Source organism: Marinomonas vulgaris (assembly GCF_018145875.1).
Taxonomy (GTDB): domain Bacteria; phylum Pseudomonadota; class Gammaproteobacteria; order Pseudomonadales; family Marinomonadaceae; genus Marinomonas; species Marinomonas vulgaris.
In genome coordinates this window covers 18,118-37,528 of sequence record NZ_JAGSSV010000001.1, presented here as the reverse complement: position 1 = coordinate 37,528, position 19,411 = coordinate 18,118, and the positions used below count along the sequence as shown (strand labels likewise).

10 protein-coding genes and 2 tRNA genes are annotated in these 19,411 nt (G+C 47.5%); 9 read left to right on the top strand and 3 right to left on the bottom strand.

Translation table 11 applies throughout. From position 1 onward, the window contains the following. Window positions 1–2 precede the first annotated feature (2 nt). From dnaE to J9B83_RS00140, 5 genes are all read left to right on the top strand, one after another. Window positions 3–3,479 (top strand): DNA polymerase III subunit alpha, encoded by a 3,477-nt coding sequence (gene dnaE / locus J9B83_RS00160; RefSeq protein WP_211534647.1) that lies wholly within the window; start codon window positions 3–5, stop codon window positions 3,477–3,479. A 123-nt stretch (window positions 3,480–3,602) separates the two neighbouring features. After that, window positions 3,603–4,550: an acetyl-CoA carboxylase carboxyl transferase subunit alpha gene (gene accA, locus J9B83_RS00155; protein ID WP_211534646.1), complete on the top strand. Its 948-nt coding sequence runs from the start codon at window positions 3,603–3,605 to the stop codon at window positions 4,548–4,550. A gap of 83 nt (window positions 4,551–4,633) precedes the next feature. Continuing rightward, window positions 4,634–5,968 (top strand): tRNA lysidine(34) synthetase TilS, encoded by a 1,335-nt coding sequence (tilS, locus tag J9B83_RS00150; RefSeq protein WP_211534645.1) that lies wholly within the window; start codon window positions 4,634–4,636, stop codon window positions 5,966–5,968. A 69-nt stretch (window positions 5,969–6,037) separates the two neighbouring features. Continuing rightward, entirely contained in the window at window positions 6,038–6,334 is a 297-nt protein-coding gene (locus J9B83_RS00145; protein ID WP_211534644.1) for a DUF6482 family protein, read from the top strand. A gap of 57 nt (window positions 6,335–6,391) precedes the next feature. Beyond that, on the top strand, window positions 6,392–7,291 hold the full coding sequence (locus J9B83_RS00140; protein WP_211534643.1) for a LysR substrate-binding domain-containing protein: 900 nt from the start codon (window positions 6,392–6,394) through the stop codon (window positions 7,289–7,291). Here the strand turns inward: J9B83_RS00140 and J9B83_RS00135 are convergent. The 3 genes from J9B83_RS00135 to J9B83_RS00125 form a co-directional block, all read right to left on the bottom strand. After that, window positions 7,204–8,142, bottom strand: a complete 939-nt coding sequence (locus J9B83_RS00135; protein ID WP_211534642.1) for a DMT family transporter — start codon at window positions 8,140–8,142, stop codon at window positions 7,204–7,206. The two genes, J9B83_RS00140 and J9B83_RS00135, sit on opposite strands and share 88 nt — an antisense overlap. A gap of 274 nt (window positions 8,143–8,416) precedes the next feature. After that, window positions 8,417–8,501, bottom strand: a tRNA-Leu gene (locus J9B83_RS00130). Between the two features lie 77 nt (window positions 8,502–8,578). Next, window positions 8,579–9,805, bottom strand: coding sequence for an EAL and HDOD domain-containing protein (locus J9B83_RS00125; protein ID WP_211534641.1), 1,227 nt, complete (start codon window positions 9,803–9,805; stop codon window positions 8,579–8,581). A gap of 244 nt (window positions 9,806–10,049) precedes the next feature. Between J9B83_RS00125 and J9B83_RS00120 the strand changes: the two genes are divergently transcribed. The 4 genes from J9B83_RS00120 (at window position 10,050) to recD (ending at window position 19,251) form a co-directional block, all read left to right on the top strand. Continuing rightward, window positions 10,050–10,125, top strand: a tRNA-Ala gene (locus tag J9B83_RS00120). Window positions 10,126–10,281: 156 nt separating this feature from the next. Beyond that, a complete protein-coding gene (gene recC, locus J9B83_RS00115) occupies window positions 10,282–13,656 on the top strand; it encodes an exodeoxyribonuclease V subunit gamma (RefSeq protein ID WP_211534640.1) in 3,375 nt (1,124 codons plus the stop codon). Further along, complete coding sequence (recB, locus tag J9B83_RS00110; protein WP_211534639.1) at window positions 13,653–17,324, top strand: exodeoxyribonuclease V subunit beta; 3,672 nt, start codon at window positions 13,653–13,655, stop codon at window positions 17,322–17,324. The genes recC and recB overlap by 4 nt, the downstream gene beginning before the upstream one ends. Beyond that, complete coding sequence (recD, locus tag J9B83_RS00105) at window positions 17,311–19,251, top strand: exodeoxyribonuclease V subunit alpha (protein WP_211534638.1); 1,941 nt, start codon at window positions 17,311–17,313, stop codon at window positions 19,249–19,251. The genes recB and recD overlap by 14 nt, the downstream gene beginning before the upstream one ends. Window positions 19,252–19,411: the final 160 nt, after the last annotated feature.

The window sequence follows — 19,411 nt, the reverse complement described above, 5'->3', positions numbered from 1 at the left end:
ACGTGTCTGCTTCTTTTATACATTTGCGCGTTCATACTGAGTTTTCCTTAGTGGACGGTTTGTTGAAAATCAAAGGACTATTGGGAACCACGGAATCCATGGCCATGCCTGCGGTGGCCATTACCGACGAGAACAACTTGTGCGGTTTTGTGCGCTTTTATAAAGGTGCCATGGAAAAAGGCATCAAACCCATTTGTGGTGTGGATGTGATGATCGCCGAGGACGATGATGTGGATTCACGTTATCGACTTACTCTGCTGGCGACCTCGAACCAAGGTTACAAAAACATCATTAATGTGATTTCCAAAGGCTATCAACTTGGGCAGGCTGAAGGTCGTCCTATTGTTCAGCGTGAGTGGATTGAAGCTTGCAGTCAAGACGTCATCGCGTTATCGGGCGCAGGCTTTGGCGATGTAGGTTTACTGCTGCAAAAAGGTCGAGAAGACCAAGCCAGATCGCGTTTAGCGTATTGGATGTCTGTGTTTCCAAATCGTTTCTATGTAGAGCTGCAACGCACCAGCCGAGCAGGCGAAGAAAGCTATATCCACAGCGTTGTGCCCTTGGCCGCCGAGCTAGGTTGCCCTGTTGTGGCCACCAACGACGTGCGTTTTTTAAAGCGCGAAAACTTTGAAGCCCATGAAGCGCGAGTGTGTATTCATGATGGCGTTACTATTGATGACCCTCGTCGTAAGCGTCGCTATTCCGAAGAGCAATACTTTAAGACTCCAGAAGAGATGGAAGCCTTATTTGAGGACATTCCAGAAGCCCTAGAAAATACCGTTGAAATAGCCAAACGTTGCAGTGTCGATGTCTTGCTCGGCGAATACTTTTTGCCGGACTATCCTGTGCCTGATGGCATGACCATGGGCGAATTTTTCAGCAAATTGTCTTATGACGGCTTAAAAGAACGCTTCGATTTTTTAACCAAAAAATACGGTGAACGTATTGAAAAACGTCGGCAAGAATATTGGGATCGTCTGGATTTTGAATTAACCATCATCAATCAAATGGGCTTCCCCGGTTACTTTTTGATCGTGATGGACTTTATCCAATGGGCGAAAGACAACGACATTCCTGTTGGCCCTGGTCGTGGTTCCGGTGCCGGTTCCCTTGTGGCGTACGCGTTAAAAATCACCGACCTTGATCCCCTTGAATACGATTTGCTGTTCGAGCGCTTCTTGAACCCAGAGCGGGTGTCCATGCCCGATTTTGACATCGACTTTTGCATGGAAAACCGCGACCGTGTGATCGATTACGTATCACGTACTTATGGTCGTGATGCGGTTTCTCAGATCATCACCTTTGGCGCCATGGCGGCCAAGGCCGTAGTACGAGACGTGGCGAGGGTACAGGGCAAACCCTATAGTTTAGGAGACAAACTCTCTAAGTTGATCCCGTTTGAAATCGGCATGACGTTGAAAAAAGCGTTGGAAGAAGAGCCTGCGTTGCCAGAGTTTTTGGCGGGGGACGAGGATGCCGCAGAAGTCATGGAAATGGCCATATCTCTTGAAGGCGTGGTGCGTAACTTTGGTAAGCACGCGGGTGGTGTGGTTATTGCGCCTACCAAGCTGATCGACTTTGCTCCGTTATATTGTGAGGAAGATGGCTCAGGGTTGGTCACCCAATACGACAAAAACGATGTGGAAGAAGCGGGCTTGGTGAAGTTCGACTTTTTGGGACTAAAAACCCTAACCGTGGTGGATTGGGCGGTAAAAAATATCGACGCCATCAACGCGCTTGAAGGCAAGCCACCACTGGACATTGCGCTGATCGATTTGGAAGACAAATCGACTTACGACCTGCTCAAGCGCGCAGAAACTACCGCGGTTTTTCAGCTGGAATCCCGTGGTATGAAAGAGCTGATTAAAAAGCTTCTGCCATCGCGCTTTGAAGACATTATCGCTTTGGTGGCCTTGTATCGTCCGGGTCCGCTAGGGTCGGGCATGGTAGACGACTTTATCAACCGTAAGCATGGTCGAGCTGAGCTGGCATTTCCTCATACAGATTATCAGCACACGGATCTAATTCCTGTGTTGGAACCCACCTACGGTATTATTTTGTACCAAGAGCAGGTTATGCAGATCGCTCAGGTATTGGCGAAGTTTTCTTTAGGTGGCGCCGACTTATTGCGTCGTGCCATGGGTAAAAAGAAAGCAGAAGTCATGGCCGAACAACGCATGATTTTTATGGAAGGTGCGGCTAAGAACAATGTAGATCGAGACTTATCCGGTAATATTTTTGATCTGATGGAAAAGTTCGCCGGCTACGGTTTTAACAAATCCCACTCTGCGGCGTATGCCCTGGTGTCGTATCAAACGGCGTGGTTGAAAAACCACTATCCAGCGCCTTTCATGGCGGCGGTATTGTCTGCAGATATGCAGAACACCGACAAGATCGTTATTTTCATCGAAGAATGTCGGTCGATGACATTGACCCTTGAACTGCCCAACGTGAATGAGTCTGTGTTCAAGTTTACGGTTAATCCAAAAGGTGCCATTGTTTATGGTTTAGGTGCCATCAAAGGCGTAGGAGAAGGGCCGATTGAAGCCATCGTAGAAGCTCGAAAAGAAGGACCCTTTGAGCATATTTTCGACTTTTGTCAACGGGTCGGGCGCAAGGTAAATAAGCGTGTGATGGAAGCCTTGGTTCGCTCGGGTGCATTTGACACCATAGGGCCAAATCGGGCAACCTTGTTTGCCTGCATCGATGAGGCGCTGAAAAGAGCCGTTCAGGATGCGAAAAACCAAGACGCCGGCATGATGGATTTGTTTGGTATTGCGGTGGAAGAAAGCACCGAAGACGCTTACAAAGACATTGGTATTCAGCATGAATGGCCACCTCGTCAGCGTTTAGATGGTGAAAAAGACACATTAGGCTTGTATGTAACGGGCCACCCGATTGACGAATACGAAAAAGAAATTCGCCGATTTGCTCGATCAAAAATTGTCGACTTACAACCCAAACGCGGCGACACTCAGATCATGGCGGGGTTAATCGTTGATTTACGTGTCACTAAGAGTAAAAAAGGCGGCAATATTGCTTTCGTTACGCTAGATGACCGATCTGCGCGTATTGAAGTTACCGTGTTTCCAGACAATTACGATAGCTTCAAAAATGCGATAGTGAAAGACGAAGTGGTCGTGGTAGAAGGTGAAATCACCGTAGATGAGTTTCGTGGCGGGCAAAAAGTCATTGCGCGCAATATTTTAGACATTGCTCAGGCGCGAATACGTTACGTTGAAGCATTGCGTATTGAATGGACCTCTGACACAGTAACGCCTCAAGATATACAGGTGTTAGCCCGATATATGGAATCTTACCGTGGCGATGGTTGCGACGTGGTCATCAGCTTTGACACCGAGCAAGCCTGTGGTGATGTACGTTTAGGGGCTGGCTGGAAAGTCCGTCCAGATGACGAATTAATTCATCAACTGCAGAAACAATACGGTAAACAAAATGTTCAGTTAGTGTATACTTAGTCTCATTTAATAATTTTGCAATGGAATGTGACGTAGAGACACGCTTAATAGCGCTAGAAAGCGAATGGCTCTTAGCCTTTTGTCTTTGAATTTGATGGCAACCAAACAGTAGTGTAATTAAACATGAATTTAGATTATCTCCCTTTTGAGCAGCCGATTGCTGAGCTCGAACAAAAAATTGAAGAGTTACGTTTAGTCGGTAACGATAATGAACTTAACATCAGCGATGAAATCAGTCGCCTTGAAGATAAAAAAATAGCGCTGACTAAAAGCCTATTCAGTAATCTTGGTGCCTGGGAAGTGTCTCAGTTGGCGCGTCACCCAAAACGCCCTTATACGCTAGATTACATCAAGCATGCTTTTACTGATTTTGAAGAAATGCACGGTGACCGTCATTACGCCGACGACCGCGCGATTGTTGGCGGTATTGCTCGATTAGATGGTCGTCCAGTGATGATCATAGGTCACCAAAAAGGTCGCGAAGTGAAAGAAAAAGTACTTCGTAATTTTGGTATGCCACGTCCAGAAGGCTACCGTAAGGCGTTGCGTCTTATGGAAACGGCTGAACGTTTCAATATGCCCATCGTAACGCTAATCGACACACCAGGAGCCTACCCTGGCATTGGCGCTGAAGAGCGTGGTCAAAGTGAAGCCATTGCCTTTAATTTGGCTGTGATGTCTCGTCTTAAAACACCGATTATTTCCACCGTTATCGGTGAAGGTGGTTCTGGTGGTGCATTGGCGATAGGCGTATGCGATGAGCTAATGATGATGCAATACGGCACCTATTCGGTGATTTCACCAGAAGGCTGTGCGTCCATTTTGTGGAAGAGCGCAGATCGCGCGTCTGATGCCGCAAAAGCCATGGGAATTACTGCTCCGCGCCTACAAGAGCTAGGTCTGGTGGATACCATTATTCCAGAGCCAATGGGTGGGGCGCACATTGCTCATGAGCAGGTTGCACACAGTCTAAAGCAGAATATTATTGCTGCGCTTGATCGAATGGAAGCCTTGACGACAGAAGAGCTTTTGGCTCGTCGTTATAATCGTTTGATGTCTTACGGTTTATAAGTTTTTCTTGTGCTAAAAGCCTCCTTGATTGGGGGCTTTTTTGTTTTTAACTGAATCGTTTTGGGTCATGTACTGAGTTCATTATGGCGTATTCCGAGGTAGCACCGCTTGTTTCACCTTCGTCTTTGCAATTTAACCCTGCTTGGATAGACGCGCTTTTCTCGCCTGGTCAGCAGGTGTATTTAGGGTTCAGTGGTGGCGTGGATTCCCATGTGCTCTTGCATGCTTTGGTGGCTCAGTTATCGGAGTCGCAAATACATCAGCTGACGGCTATTCATGTGCATCACGGTTTGAGTGAGAGTGCGGATGATTGGGTGGTGCATTGTGAGTCCGTTTGCCATTCGTTAGGTATACGCTTCATTGCAAAGCGGGTCATCCTACAAGAGCAAGCCTCTGTTGAAGAGGCGGCACGAAATGCTCGCTATCAGGCGTTTCAATCGATTATGACGAATGATGGCGTGTTGTTATTGGCTCATCATAGAGGTGATCAGGCTGAGACTGTGCTGTTTCGTCTGTTGCGTGGAACCGGTGGCAAAGGTTTGTCGGGCATCCCTGAACAAAGAGTTTTTGCTGGTTCTGAGGCGAGGCTGGTTCGTCCGTTTTTGACGCTTGATAAGCAGGTGTTACAAGACTACGCCCAGCAGCATCATTTATGTTGGGTAGAAGATGAATCCAACGAAGACGAACGCTTTACTCGTAATTTTCTGCGACAAGGTGTAATACCTGTACTGAAAACACGGTTCCCGCAAATGGAACAGCAAATCTCCGTTACTGCGCAGCGCATTGCTGCGGATTACCGTATCTTGGCGGGATTTGCGAATCAGCAGCTAGACCAGTGGTGTGACGAATACGCAGGTCTTCCGTTGCGTTTTGTTGTTGAAAAGCCCCGTGAAGAGCGCCTTTTTTGGCTGCGTTATTTTCTACTTCGCTGGGATATCTCTTTACCACACAGTCAGTTAGGCAGCATTGATGGCATGTTTTTGTCGGCAGAAGATAAGCAGCCTGAGTTTGCTTTTTCCCATGGCCGTCTCATGCGCCACCAACATGTGCTCTACTTGTTGCCAAGCGATCAGTGTGTGGTGTTAGGGGGGTTGGCCGAAGGTATTGCTCTAGAGCGATCTTTTGATCGTGTTGTGCTAATCAGCACTCAAACCAAAACCGACCAAGATAATCAAGACTGCGAGCTGAGGTCACGACCTCAAGGTGCGAGCTTGGTGATGCCAAATGGCAAGACTCGCAAGCTGAAAAAATGGCTCAATGACCAGCAAATACCCAGCTGGTGGCGTGATCATCTGCCTTATGTGTTTCAAGGCGACACCTTGATTGCCATTGGCGATCTTTGGCGGCATCCTGATTGGCAGGGTGAGTTGCGTTGGCAGCGATCGCCCGATCTGCCTTGGATCACCAAGTCGGTTTAAATTCCTGTTGAAGTGTGAACTGCCATCATGGGTGGCTCGTATCAAATAGACTAAATAGGAGGCGTGCCAATGCAACTAAAAGAGCTTAAAAAACTGACCCATGTGGATAAGGTGAAACTGCATTCTTTGGAATCGAACCTGTATCAATTGTCTATTATGATCGGCGACAAAGAAGAATACATAACCCGCGATAATGGCAGGTTTTTGACCAGTCACAATAAGCTAGAATTACAGGCTTTATTCAAAGAAAAAACCGTCGGTGCCATGGTGCTGTGTCATCAAAGTGCGTATGACGAAATGGTTGGTCAGCCTGTTGGTCGTGGCAATGGTCTTGAAGTGCCGCTTGGGAATACCGATTTGGCATAGTGGCTATTAGCTCGGCATAAAGCGCGATAAAATAGAAAAAAATGATAGGAATGGATCATGGTTTTATCGCGTAGAAAGTTGCCCGCATTGAATGCGCTTCGAGCGTTTGAAGTGTCTGGGCGGCGTTTGAGTTTTCGTAGCGCTGCTGAGGAGCTTGGGGTGACGCAAGGCGCGGTTGCTCAGCAAGTAAGAGCCTTAGAAGACACTCTTGGTTTTTTACTGTTTGAACGTTTGGCCAGAGGCTTGGCGCTCACGCCCAAGGGAAAAACCTACCTTCAAGACATGACCAAAGCTTTTGATATCATGGCGGAAGCGACCGATGCTGTGATGGCGCGGTCGGATATCGTGACCATCAGTGTGACTCCCACCTTTGCTGCTAAGTTGCTGATTCCTCGGCTGGGCGACCTTCAGGCACAGTTTCCTCAGATTGAATTACGAACCGTTGCCACAGAAGCCGTCTCTCAGTTTGATGCCGATCAAATCGACATTGCGGTTCGACTAACGAAGTCGTCTTTTCCAAGCAATTTACAAGCGGCTAAGCTATTTCCTCAAGAATTGGTCGCGGTGGCCAGCCCCCTCATTTTGAAAGAAGTGGCCTTGCCTTTGACCTTGGATGAGCTGCGCCACAAACCCCTGTTGCACGACGCGCACAATCATTGGCCAATGGTGTTGCAGTCAAAGGAGGCACCTGTCGGAGCGAGATTTAATCAAACCGCGTTGGCCATTGATGCCGCCGTCGCAGGACAAGGGGTGGTGTTGGCGTGTCGTGCCTTTGTTGCAAAAGACATCGAGCTTGGTCGCTTGGTCGATGTCTTAGGTCGTTCCTATGTGATTGAGCCTGATTATTTTCTCGTTAGAAAACGCAGCGCTCAAGCGTCTCCCGCAGTAGAAGCTGTTTGGTTGTGGTGCTTAGCGGAATACGGTGGTTTTGATGGTGATCTTTGTGAGCCGACTTGAATCAAAATGACCCCAGTAAAAATCAACGCCAGCGCGATAAAGATAAAATAATTGATGTCCTCTCCAACGAAAGCACCAATTACCACCGCCACAATGGGAGCAATATAAGTAGCGCCCGATGCTTGTATTGATCCCAATTTGCTGATGATGTAGTAATACAGAAAAAAAGCACAGCCTGTACCAACGAGGCCTAAACCAACCACTAGGCCCATTAAGGCAATATGGTCTGTGGTGATGGCTGCAATGCCGTTTAAATCGGTCAGCAGTAGCAGGGTAAGTGAAGCGAACCCCGTTTGCCACGTCGCCAGCGCCAAGGGCGGTATGTTGTGAGGTGAAAGTAAGCGTTGTGCGTAAACGAAAGACACGCCCAAACTGGTCGTACCGGCTAACATCCAAACCACTCCAAGAATATTAATCCCGTCTACACCCTCCCATGGGCGGGCGCTGATGACAATACCACAAAAGCCAATGATCACCCCAAGAAAGACCTTCATGGTAGGGCGATCTTGTCGTAAAAAGACAAATGCGCAGACAAAGGTAAAAATCGGAATGGAGCCGCTGAGTAACCCCGCTACACTGGTAGGAATAAGCGCGGTGCCTGCAACGAAACCATAGTAATAAAAAGTGGTAGCGAGCACAGACATAACGGCAAAATGCAGTATATGTTTGAATTGACCTCGGTTGAGAACCCCAGAGTACAAGGCCAGTAATAAAAGAGGGATAAAACCAAATAGCACACGCAATAAAACCGTTTGGGATGGGGAGATCAGCATCGTCGACCATTTCATGAATATAAAATTAGAACCCCAGATAGTGCCTAGCGCAAGCAACGCAAGATAGCTTCTTAACATTTAGATTTCCTACAGAAAGCGTTTGATCAGATGGTATTATTGTAGAAGGTAACGATTAGATTAGCGCGCTATTTAAAAAAACACAGGCTGTAGAAAATCTACAGTTTAAAATAATGCTATTTGCAGAATTTGGCTCTAAAGTACCTGTGAGGGTTGATATTAATAGTGCATTTGGAGAAACGATGTGATTCGCAAAGAATGGGTTGTTATAAGAAATACTATACCCAGAAACAACAAAGCCCTAACTAAGTAAATAGTTAGGGCTTCATCTAAATGGTACCAGTAGGCGGACTCGAACCGCCACGCCTTTCGGCAACGGATTTTGAATCCGTCGTGTCTACCAATTCCACCACACTGGCCTTGAAAAAAGGTGAGACATATTCTATGGTTTTTTTTATGACTGTCAATAAGATAACCTAAAATAAATCATATTATTTTAGGTTATTGACTGCATCACGTTTTCAGACCACAACATAGCGTCTAAAAAGGCGTGATTGAGAGTAGCTCTTTCGGCAGATGTCATTGTGGCAATGCTTTCCCAGTTTTGTTCTTCGCAATCCAATGTTTGTTTCAAGTAGGCCCCCCATTCTCCGCTGTGAGAAAGAATGGCATTGCGCGCTATTTGATCTAAAGCGATTTGGGACAATACTATCGACTTTTCCACATTAAATACGGCGTCTATACCAGACAACAAACCCACCATAAAAGCCGAATCACTTGTGGTCGACCTTGCGTGTTCCGCGAGTAGCTGACAACAGCGCGCTCTAGTTAATAACACTTTCAAGAGCGCTTTGGGTTGGCTGGTGGATGACGTTAAGGTAATCAACAGTGCCCATTTTTTTAGTTGGGTAAGGCCTAAAAAAATTACCGCTTCTTTTATGGAAGTAACGGTTTTGCTGATGCCACAGACGGGGCTATTAAGAATGCGTAACAATTGATAAGAGAGCTTGGGGTTCCGTTCAACCAAGCTGGTGACGGATTCAATGCTAATATTATCGTCTTGCAAAGCGTTAACTAGCTCGATGGCACTGTGAGTCGCGGAATCTATTTTTTTGCCAGTGATGATTTCTGGTCGCTGTAAAAAGTAGCCTTGGAATAAATCGAAACCAAGCAGTTTGCATTGTTCAAACATAGCCGAATCTTCTACTTTTTCGGCTAATAAAGTCAGGCCTTTTGCTTTTAACGCTTTTATTTCTTCAAGACGTTCATTTGGTGGCGTTTCTAGGACATCCACCTTGATAATGGATACCCAAGGGAGGAGTGCTTCATAGTCGGCATTAAACTGGTAATCGTCTAAAGCAAATCGATAACCCGCTGCTCGCCATTTTTTAACAGCCTCAACAAAATCGGGGGTAAGCACTTGACCTTCAATGATTTCAATATATACCGTATCGGGAGCAATCGGAAAAAATGCATCAGAAAGCATAAGCTCGGTGGTCATATTGACAAAGAATGGCTTTCTTAGTTGCGACTCGAGTTTTGTGAGTCCAATACATAGGTTGACCAATACCTGACTTGTGGCGACTTCACCATCTGATACGCTTGCATTGTGGGCGTCCTTACCGCGGAATAGAAGCTCGTAACCAAATATCTCTTTTGTGTGTTTGAGAATAGGTTGTTGAGCCATCATTAGATCATCCAATACCGCTGGGAACTCGATCATATGTCTCTCTTTTGTAACGCCTTTTGGGCTTTTTAAGATGTGATTTTCTGGATTCAATAAAAGCACACATTTCCTCCTTATTGCAATAAGTAAGCCCAAGTGTCTTGTCCCGAGTCATTGTCTTAATTCACTATTTTGTTTTAAAAAGGATTGACAGAAAATTAAAGCGCCCATAAAATTCACCGCAGTCAAATCAACACGACAATCCCAGGACATCAATGTCCACTTACGCTTAGCGTTTTGTGGGGCTATAGCTCAGCTGGGAGAGCGCTTGCATGGCATGCAAGAGGTCAGCGGTTCGATCCCGCTTAGCTCCACCACTTCAACACCTTTCGGTAAATTTCTTTTCTTTTTTTTAAATCAGTTTACTGAGAAATCTCACCACGTCTGTATTTTTTGAGTCCATCTTTTGCGTTACTCTTTTGTGTAGATCAGCCAATCGATGTTGACCCATTTTCAAAGAAAAGGACGCGTGTATGTTTCAGCTTTATACAGGAAATCGGCTAGAGGACTTAGCCGTGTTGCTGGCAAAAATTTTGGCCATTTCGCCGCCAGAAAACCCCTTTGATGATGAAACCATTCTGGTGCAAAACCCAGGGATGGCTCAGTGGCTGAAAATGTTTTTGGCCGAGTCTCACTACATTGCCGCGGGCTTGGTGTTCCCTTTGCCATCTACTTTTGTGTGGCAAACTTTTTCTCAGACCTTGAGCGATATTCCGGCACAAAGTGAATTCAATAAGCCGTTTTTGGTTTGGCGTTTAATGAGGTTACTGGATGCTCGACTGGCTCAACCCGAATTTCAGGCGCTAAGCTGGTACCTAGAAGAAGACGATACCCAAATTCGACGCTTTCAGCTGTGCAGCAGCATTGCTGATATTTACGATCAATATTTGGTTTACCGACCGGATTGGATTGCGCTTTGGGAAGCCGGTGAGCTGGGTGACCACAGCAGCGATGCTTCATTATTCCAAAACAAAGCATTGGCTGCGCTGTTTGAACAACAACCTTGGCAGGCAATTTTGTGGCGCGACTTGGTGGCCGATGTCAGCGAACAGGGTACCTCTTTGTACCACAGGGGCAATTTAATCGATGCACTGCAAGAAGCCACAAAAAACCAGCCTAGACCTGTTGGTGTTCCCCAGCGTATTTTTATTTTTGGTGTGTCATCCTTGCCGCCCAATACGCTGGAATCCCTTCGAGTGCTGGCAGCGTCTGGTTGGATAGATATTCATTTATTTTTGCAAAACCCTTGTCGTTTTTATTGGGGTGACGTGGTGGACAAGCATTATCTGGGGCGTGAAATCAAACGACAGCAGCAAAAACCAGGTTTGAATACGAGTGCTTTACACCTAGATGCGAACCCTTTATTGGCCAGTTGGGGGCGATTAGGGCGTGACTACATAGCGCAATTGCAAGACATGGCCGATAACGACATCGAGGTGTTTGAAGATTATCGTTCCGATCAACACAGCAGTTTGTTGCAGTGGGTACAACAAGATGTTTTTACGCTGGACAATCACGGGGCAAAAGAAGAGCGTGACCCAAATTTGTATTCATCGGAATATCGTCATCGCATTTCTCAACAAGATCAAAGCATGCGTGTGCATCGTTGCCATAGTCCATTGCGCGAAGTAGAAGTACTGCACGATCAATTGCTGGATATGTTTGAAAAAGACCCAAGTCTGACGCCAAAAGACATCATCGTGATGTTGCCCGATGTGAACACCTACAGCCCTTTTGTAAAAGCGGTGTTTGAAGGCAAAAAACGCATTCCGTTTGCGCTGATTGACCAATCTGGCGGCATGGAAAACCCAGTAGTGGAAGCGTATTTATATTTATTGGGCTTAGGTGAAAGTCGCTTTACCTTGTCTGAATTAATCAGTGTGTTGGAAGTGCCTGCCGTGTTGGCGCGCTTTGAGCTTGACGCCGACGAGCTAGAGCGCATACGTCACTGGTCGACCGAGGTCGGTATTCGCTGGGGCATAGACAAACACACCGCCCAACAACACGATTTACCAGCTCAAGAGACCCACACCTGGCTGCATGGTATGAGGCGAATGCTATTGGGCTACGCCATGGGACACGATCATATTTGGCAAGGCACCTTAAGTTATGGTGATGTGGAAGGCTTAGAAGCGTCGGTCGCAGGAAAGCTGGCTGAGTTTTTGGCCGCCATTAACGATACGCAAAGTAAGCTTATGGCGCCCTTAACGCCAAACGAATGGATAACTACCTTGTATTCTTTGTCGGAGCGTTTCTTTTTATTGGAAGAAGGCGACGGCTTTCAAGTGTTGCTCAGCCAACAGCTAGACGCCTTAACCCTGCAATGGCAGCAAGCCTACTTTGACGCACCATTAGACCAACAAGTGTTGCGTCAGCTGTTATCGCCCTTGTTGCAAGAATCCCAAGGGGGGCAACGTTTTCTCGCCGGACGGGTTAACTTTTGTACCTTGATGCCCATGCGCTCGGTGCCTTTTAAGGTGATTTGTGTATTGGGTTTAAACGAAGGAGACTACCCGCGCAGCGTTGCGCCCATGGGGTTTGACTTGATGGTGGGGCAGTACCGCAGCGGTGACCGTAGTCGCCGAGAAGACGATAAATACCTATTTTTGGAAGCCCTCATGTCTGCTCGTAAAGGCTTCTATATGAGCTATGTGGGTCGCAGTATTCAAGACAACAGTGAAAAAAATCCCTCTATCTTGGTGAGCGAATTGCTCGAATACATAGGACAAAGCTGTGTGTTTGAAGGCGACGAGCATTTGCCGCCAGACGAAGCGCAAGAGGCGCTTTTCGCTCGTCTTATTTTAGAGCACCCTTTGCAGCCATTTAATGACCAATACTATACCGACCCGCTTAATCATCGCTTGTATAGCTATGACGAACAATGGCTACCGGCTTTATTGAGCGCACCCAGCGACGAGATGACACACGAATTTACGCCACTAGAAGGACTAGAACAACCCAAGCTGAAATTGACGCTGGAGGAGTTGTCGAGCTTTATTCGTCACCCAACGCGCTATTTTATCCAGCGACGTTTAAAAGCTTACTTGAGTGTCCGGGACGAAGACGAACAAGAAGACGAACCTTTTGCCCTTGAAGGTCTTCCCCGTTACCACCTTCAAGAAGAGTTATTAGACGCTCTGTTAAAAGGCGAAGAGCAGACTTTTCTTGAGCGATTATCCCTAACGGGTGCCTTACCTTATGGGGCTTTTGGGCGCTTGTCTTTGCAAAACAGCGATGATAAATGTCGCCAGCTACTGTCTGTTCTCAAGGGCTATTTACTGGAGCCGCTTGATCCTCTCGAAGTGGATTTGTCCATAGGTCGAGTGGTATTGACGGCATGGCTAGGCTTGCCAACGGCAACCACGCGCTTGTCGTACCGCATCGGTGACCCTACTGCGAATCAAAAAATGAGCTTATGGATTGAGCATCTTGCGTTGTGTGCCCAAGGCATGCCAAAAGAACATCACCTGATTAATCTGACGAAGAAGGGAGCGCTTCTACAGCAGTGCTTTAAGATACTGACGCCAACGGCGGCCCAAGCTTTGTTGTCAGATATGTTAGGTTTGTGGCAAAAAGGCCTGTGTGAACCCTTTGCTTTACCAGCCAAAAGTGCCGATGCTTGGTGCGAAAGCTATTGTTCCGGCAAAGCCAAAGACGACTCCGATGCGGCATGGGAAAAAGCGCTGAAAAAGTATCAAGAAAGCGACGGTCAGTATGCCAGCAATGAAGGGGACGACGCCTATTGGCAGCGATATTTTCCTGATTTAACGCCACATAAAGCCACCTTTATTGCTCTTTGCGAGCTTGTTTGGCTGCCGATGCACCGTCACTTGGAGGTAATAGAATGACTCTTTTTTCAGGCAAAACAGAGCCACTCAATGCAATGACCTTTCCCTTGACTGGTAAACGGCTGATTGAAGCCAGCGCCGGAACAGGCAAAACCTACACCATTGCCAATTTATATTTGCGCTTACTGGTGCCAATAGGGCAATCAGTCGACTTAGACAAACCACTCACCGTCGATCAAATTTTGGTGGTGACCTTTACCGAAGCGGCTACTGCCGAGCTGAAAGCGCGTATTCGCAGTCGTATTCGTGCCGCTCGAAAAGCGTTATTGCAAGGCACCAGCCAAGATGTGTTTTTGGCCAATTGGATGAGCCAAATGTCCGACGTGCAGCAGGCCGACGCGATCGAAAAGTTACTTTATGCAGAAAAACAGATGGACGAAGCCGCGGTCTTTACCATTCATGGTTTTTGCCAGCGTATGTTGAGTCAAAACGCCTTTGAAAGTCGCATGTTGTTTCAGCAGACGATTGAAACCGACGAGCAAGTGCCTTTGGCGCAAGCGGTCAAGGATGTTTGGCGCAGCGTATTTTATCCCATGGATGACACCAAGGCGTCCTTGGTGCAGCCTATTTGGTCGACACCGGATGCCTTGTTGAAGGATTTGTACCTGCTTAACAGCCAGCCCGATGCGCAGATTGTGCGCTCAGATTACGATTGGGAAACGGCCTTGGTCGAAGCGCAAAACGCCATGGCGACAGTGCGAGCCATATGGGTGGCACACTCCCAAGATATTATCGATTCCCTGAATCAAAGTGGTATTAGCCGTCGGTTTTGGAAAAAAGACCCTAAAAATGATGTTCAAAAGATGAGCCAATGGGCTCATTCGAAGCGGTTTGAACTCTGCGAAGAACTGAAGTTTTTTGATGCTGATGAGCATGCCAGCCGCATTAATAAAGGCGGTTCAGCGCCAGTTCATGAATTTTTTGCTTCGGTGCAAGCGTTACGAGCCAGCTTTCCAGACAAGGGGCGACTCAAATCAGTGTTGTTGGCGCAGTTATGGCAGCAAACCCAAGAACGTATGAAACGCTGGAAACGCAGCACCCAATCCTTGACCTTTACCGACTTATTAACTTCCCTCGATGCCGCGTTAACTCAAGACGAAGCCGGCAAATTGGCTGAGCGTATACGCCACTTGTACCCCATTGCCATGATCGACGAGTTTCAAGATACGGATGCAGTACAATATCGAATTTTCTCGACTATTTATCAACCTGCGACGGTCGATCAATCGTCGCTTGGCTTGATCATGATCGGCGATCCGAAACAGGCTATTTATGCTTTTCGAGGTGCAGACATATACACCTATTTGGCGGCTAAGCAGCATGTCGACAAGGTCTATTCGTTGGCGACTAACTATCGTTCATCGGCGGCCATGATTCAATCGGTCAACGCCTTGTTCAGTACTCAGGCTGAGCCATTTCGGGTGGCGGGTATTCCCTTTGTTACAGTGCAGGATCGAGGCACCGCAGGGCGTTTTGTCAGGCAAGGTCAGTCGCAAGCGGCGTTGCAGTTTTTGTACCAAACTTCTGATGAACCTGTGTCTGAAGCGCACTATCGAAGCATCATGGCAGAATCTTGTGCGGCGCATCTTCATGGCTTGCTTCTAGAAGGTCAACAGGCACAGGCCACCATAGACGGCAAAGGTGTGCGGCCAAAAGACGTGGCATTGCTTGTGTCAGGCTTTTCTCAAGCCAACGCGTTAAAAGAAGCTCTGCGTCAACGGGGCATTGCCAGCGTGTATTTGAGTGACAAAGGCTCGGTGTTTGAAACGGTCGAAGCGCGAGAATTACTCATTGTATTGACGGCGATACTGTCCAATGGCCAAGAAAGTAAACTGCGTTCGGCATTGGCAACGCATTTGGTGGATTGGTCCCTGGAAGCACTCGACACCCTAAATCACGATGACATCGCCTATGAAAAGTGGGTAGACGCATTTCGCCATTATTGGCAGCTATGGGATACCCAAGGTCTGCTGCCCATGTTGCGCGCTTTCATGCAAGACGTTTCCTTGCCCGCCAATATGCTCAAGCGCATTGGGGGCGAACGACGGCTCACCGACTTTTTGCATTTGACGGAAAAGTTACAGCAAAAATCCCTAGAGCTAGAGTCAAAAGAAGGGGTGTTGCGTTATCTTCGTTTGGCGATTCAGAACCCGAATGGCAACAGCGACGAGCAGAAAATTCGCCTTGAAACCGACGCCGAGTTGGTACGCATCATTACCATCCATAAAAGCAAAGGTTTGGAATACCCCATTGTGTACATGCCTTTTGCCTTTACACCTTACAAAACCAGTAAAGATAAATCGGCTTTATTTCACGATCAAGAGCAGGCGTTGTGGATCGCTATTGATCCTGATGAAGAGCAAGCAGCGCAACATAAAGAAGAGCTGTATGCGACAGAAATTCGCTTGGCTTATGTGGCTCTGACTCGTTCCAAAGAAGCGTGTTTTATTGGCGCGATGGAAGTAGGCAAAGCCGCGAGTGCAAAAAAAGAGGCCAGTTTACATGTGCACTTGAGCGGTGTTGGGTCTTTGGTGGCAGAAGGTGAACCTCTTGACGCGGGAGATTTACGCCCTAGCCTTGAGCGATTGTGTGGTCAATCTCCAGTGGGACAAATGTGTGTGTTGGAGCTACCGGATGAGCCACCGACATTGCCACGTTTCACCATGGCTCACTCTCAGCTTCTCAAGCCGCTAGTGCGAACGTTTCAAGGCCACGTAGAACGAGATTGGTGGGTGGGCAGTTATTCATCGTTAGTGGTGGAAGCCAGTTCTACCTACGACGAAAGCGTGCCGGGTTTGGATGAAAACACGCGTATTACCGAGACGATCGTGGACGACATAGAACAAATCGAAGAAACAGGCGAACCGATTCCAAGTCGTTTTACCTTTCCCAAAGGCGCAAAGCCAGGCACTTTTTTGCACGACACATTAGAAGGCAAAGCGCTACATTCTGTGCTGGCCAATCCCACGTTTGGTGATTTGCTCAAAAACAGCCACAGCAGTTTGATGTCGGCGTTTTATGAACGCCAAGGCTACGCAGAGTGGCAAAAGGTACTCAACGATTGGTTGCCCGATGTGATTCATACTGAGCTGTTCGCTGGCATGAGTTTGGGGGCGCTGTCGGCGTCGGCGTGTCGTAAGGAGCTGGAGTTTTTTATTCCTGTGGGTGGCATGAATGCGCTGGAGTTGGATCGTATTTCTCGACAGCACGACCGGGTTTCCCGTGCGGCGCCAGCCATTCAATATCGACCTTTAAAGGGCATGTTAAAGGGCTTTATTGATTTATTGTTTGAATGGCAAGGGCGTTATTACGTGCTGGATTATAAGTCCAATCATTTGGGAGACAGTGTGGCCGATTATGAGCAAGATGCCTTGCTTCATGCTATGGCGGAACACAGGTACGACCTGCAATATCAGCTTTATACGCTGGCTTTGCATCGACTGCTCAAGCAACGTTTGCCGGATTATGATTACGATAAACACGTCGGCGGTGTGGTGTATTTGTTTTTGCGAGGCATGCAGCCGGGTCAACAAACGGGCATATTTCAGTCGCGTTTGTCTCTTGAGCACGTGAATGAGTTAGACGTGCTTTTTCAGGGAGCGTCATTAGCGAACCCCGATCAAGAGACAAAAGACAATGAGGAGACGGTGCAATATGGACTTTTCTAATCAATTGGATTTGCTTGATGCGTTAGCGGACGAGCATAGTCATAAAAGTAGTACCTCCAAGTTTGATTTACGTAAGTGGCAAGAAAAAGGCGTGCTGCGAGCTATTGATCGTCAATGGGTTGAGCAGTTGGCGCAACATGCGGATGAAAAAAACACAGCGGTGCTTGTTGCGGGTGCCTTATGCAGCGCGTATTTGGGAGCGGGTCATATTTGTATCGATCTTGCTACTCTCTGGCGCGCACCGCCTCAAGAAATCAGCCTAGATACTTTTCGCCAAGCTTTAGGGCAAGGACAAGTAAACAGTGTGAGTGATTGGTGTCGAGCGCTGCAGGCCAGTTCTTTGGTATGTTCGGCCTCTGATTTGCGTGATACACCTATGGTGTTGGTGGGCACTCGCGTGTACTTGTATCGTTATTTTGCTTATGAACAGCAAGTATTGACCTACTTACGCAAACAATTCGACACGCCTCTTTTTGACGTAAAAAGCGATTTACTGGCGCAGCTTTTTCCTTCGACTTTAATAACCGATGACAAAACTATCGACAAAGCGGTCGATTGGCAAAAAGTGGCGGTAGCCAACGCAGCAAGCTTGCCTTTTTCCGTTATCAGCGGCGGGCCAGGAACAGGCAAAACCACCACGGTAACCAAGTTGCTCGCTTTGCTGGTGGCGCAGTCTGCGGCTCAGGATCGACCATTGCGCATTGAGTTGGCGGCGCCGACCGGAAAAGCGGCGGCGCGTCTGACAGAATCCATCGCCAATGCTAAAGCCAGCTTGCCATTTAACGACGACATCAAGGCGGCGATTCCAGAGCAAGCCAGCACCTTGCATCGACTATTGGGCAGCGAATTTGGTCGTAGCCGTTTTAAACATCATCGCCAGAATCCGTTGCATTTGGATGTGCTGCTGGTGGATGAGGTGTCTATGGTGGATCTACCGATGATGGCAAAACTGATCGATGCGCTACCACCGCACGCACGGCTGATTTTACTGGGTGACAAGGATCAACTGGCGTCGGTGGAAGCCGGCAGTGTACTGGGTGATCTCACTTCTGGTATTGAAACCGCGTATTTTCAGCCAGATTGGGCGCAGCGTTTAAGCAATCTAACGGGGGACAATCTGCAGCCGTTTGGTAATCCTACTGCACCTTCAATTACCCGTGCGCTTACTTTGCTGCGCACCAGCTATCGTTTTAACGAAAACAGTGGCATTGGTCATCTTGCTAGAGCAATGAACGCCGGTGACGCGCCAGCAGTATTGCGTTGCCTAAAAGCCAATTATCAGGATGTGCAATGGTGCCCGCCAGAGGAAGGTCAAACCAAAGTTGATATTACGCGTTTGGCCAAAGGCTACGACGATTACTGGGAAGCGGTTCGACACAAGCGACCTATTGCCGATTTGTATCAGGCTTTTTCTCGTTATCAAATTTTGACGGCAGTGCGCCAAGGAGAATTTGGAGTCGAAAAGGTTAATGCACAGCTTGAATTGTATTTTTATCAGCGTGGCCGTATTAAAGATCCTCACGTGTGGTATCCGGGAAAAGCGGTGATGCTGACGCGAAACGACGCTTCTTTGGGATTGTTTAATGGGGACATTGGATTGTGTATGCCAGACGAAAGTCAGCGTTTGAGGGTTTGGTTTATGCAACCTGATGGGTCTTTTACGGGCTTGTTGCCGAGCCGTTTAAGTGAGTACGAAGTGGTTTTTGCGATGACGGTGCACAAATCACAAGGATCGGAATTTGATCAGGTGGCCTTGCTGCTTCCGTTGTCGCCCTCGCCAGTATTGACGAAAGAATTATTGTACACGGGGATCACTCGAGCTAAGTTCGCATTCACTTTGTGGGGCGGCAGTCATTTGATTCGAGTGGCGACTCAGACGCAAATAGAGCGCTATTCAGGGCTTAATGAAGCACTATGGGGAAATTGAATACGGATATTGGTGCACTGTTTTTGCCCTATTAGTCTGAATTGTTCTTTTTTGGTGCATAATGATGGTTTGAGTGTTACGTTAGTTGCGTAATTTATTGATTTTTAGGTGAATTATAAGGTTTTTTTGGCATGGTTTTTTCATGTGCCTTAAGAGTGCA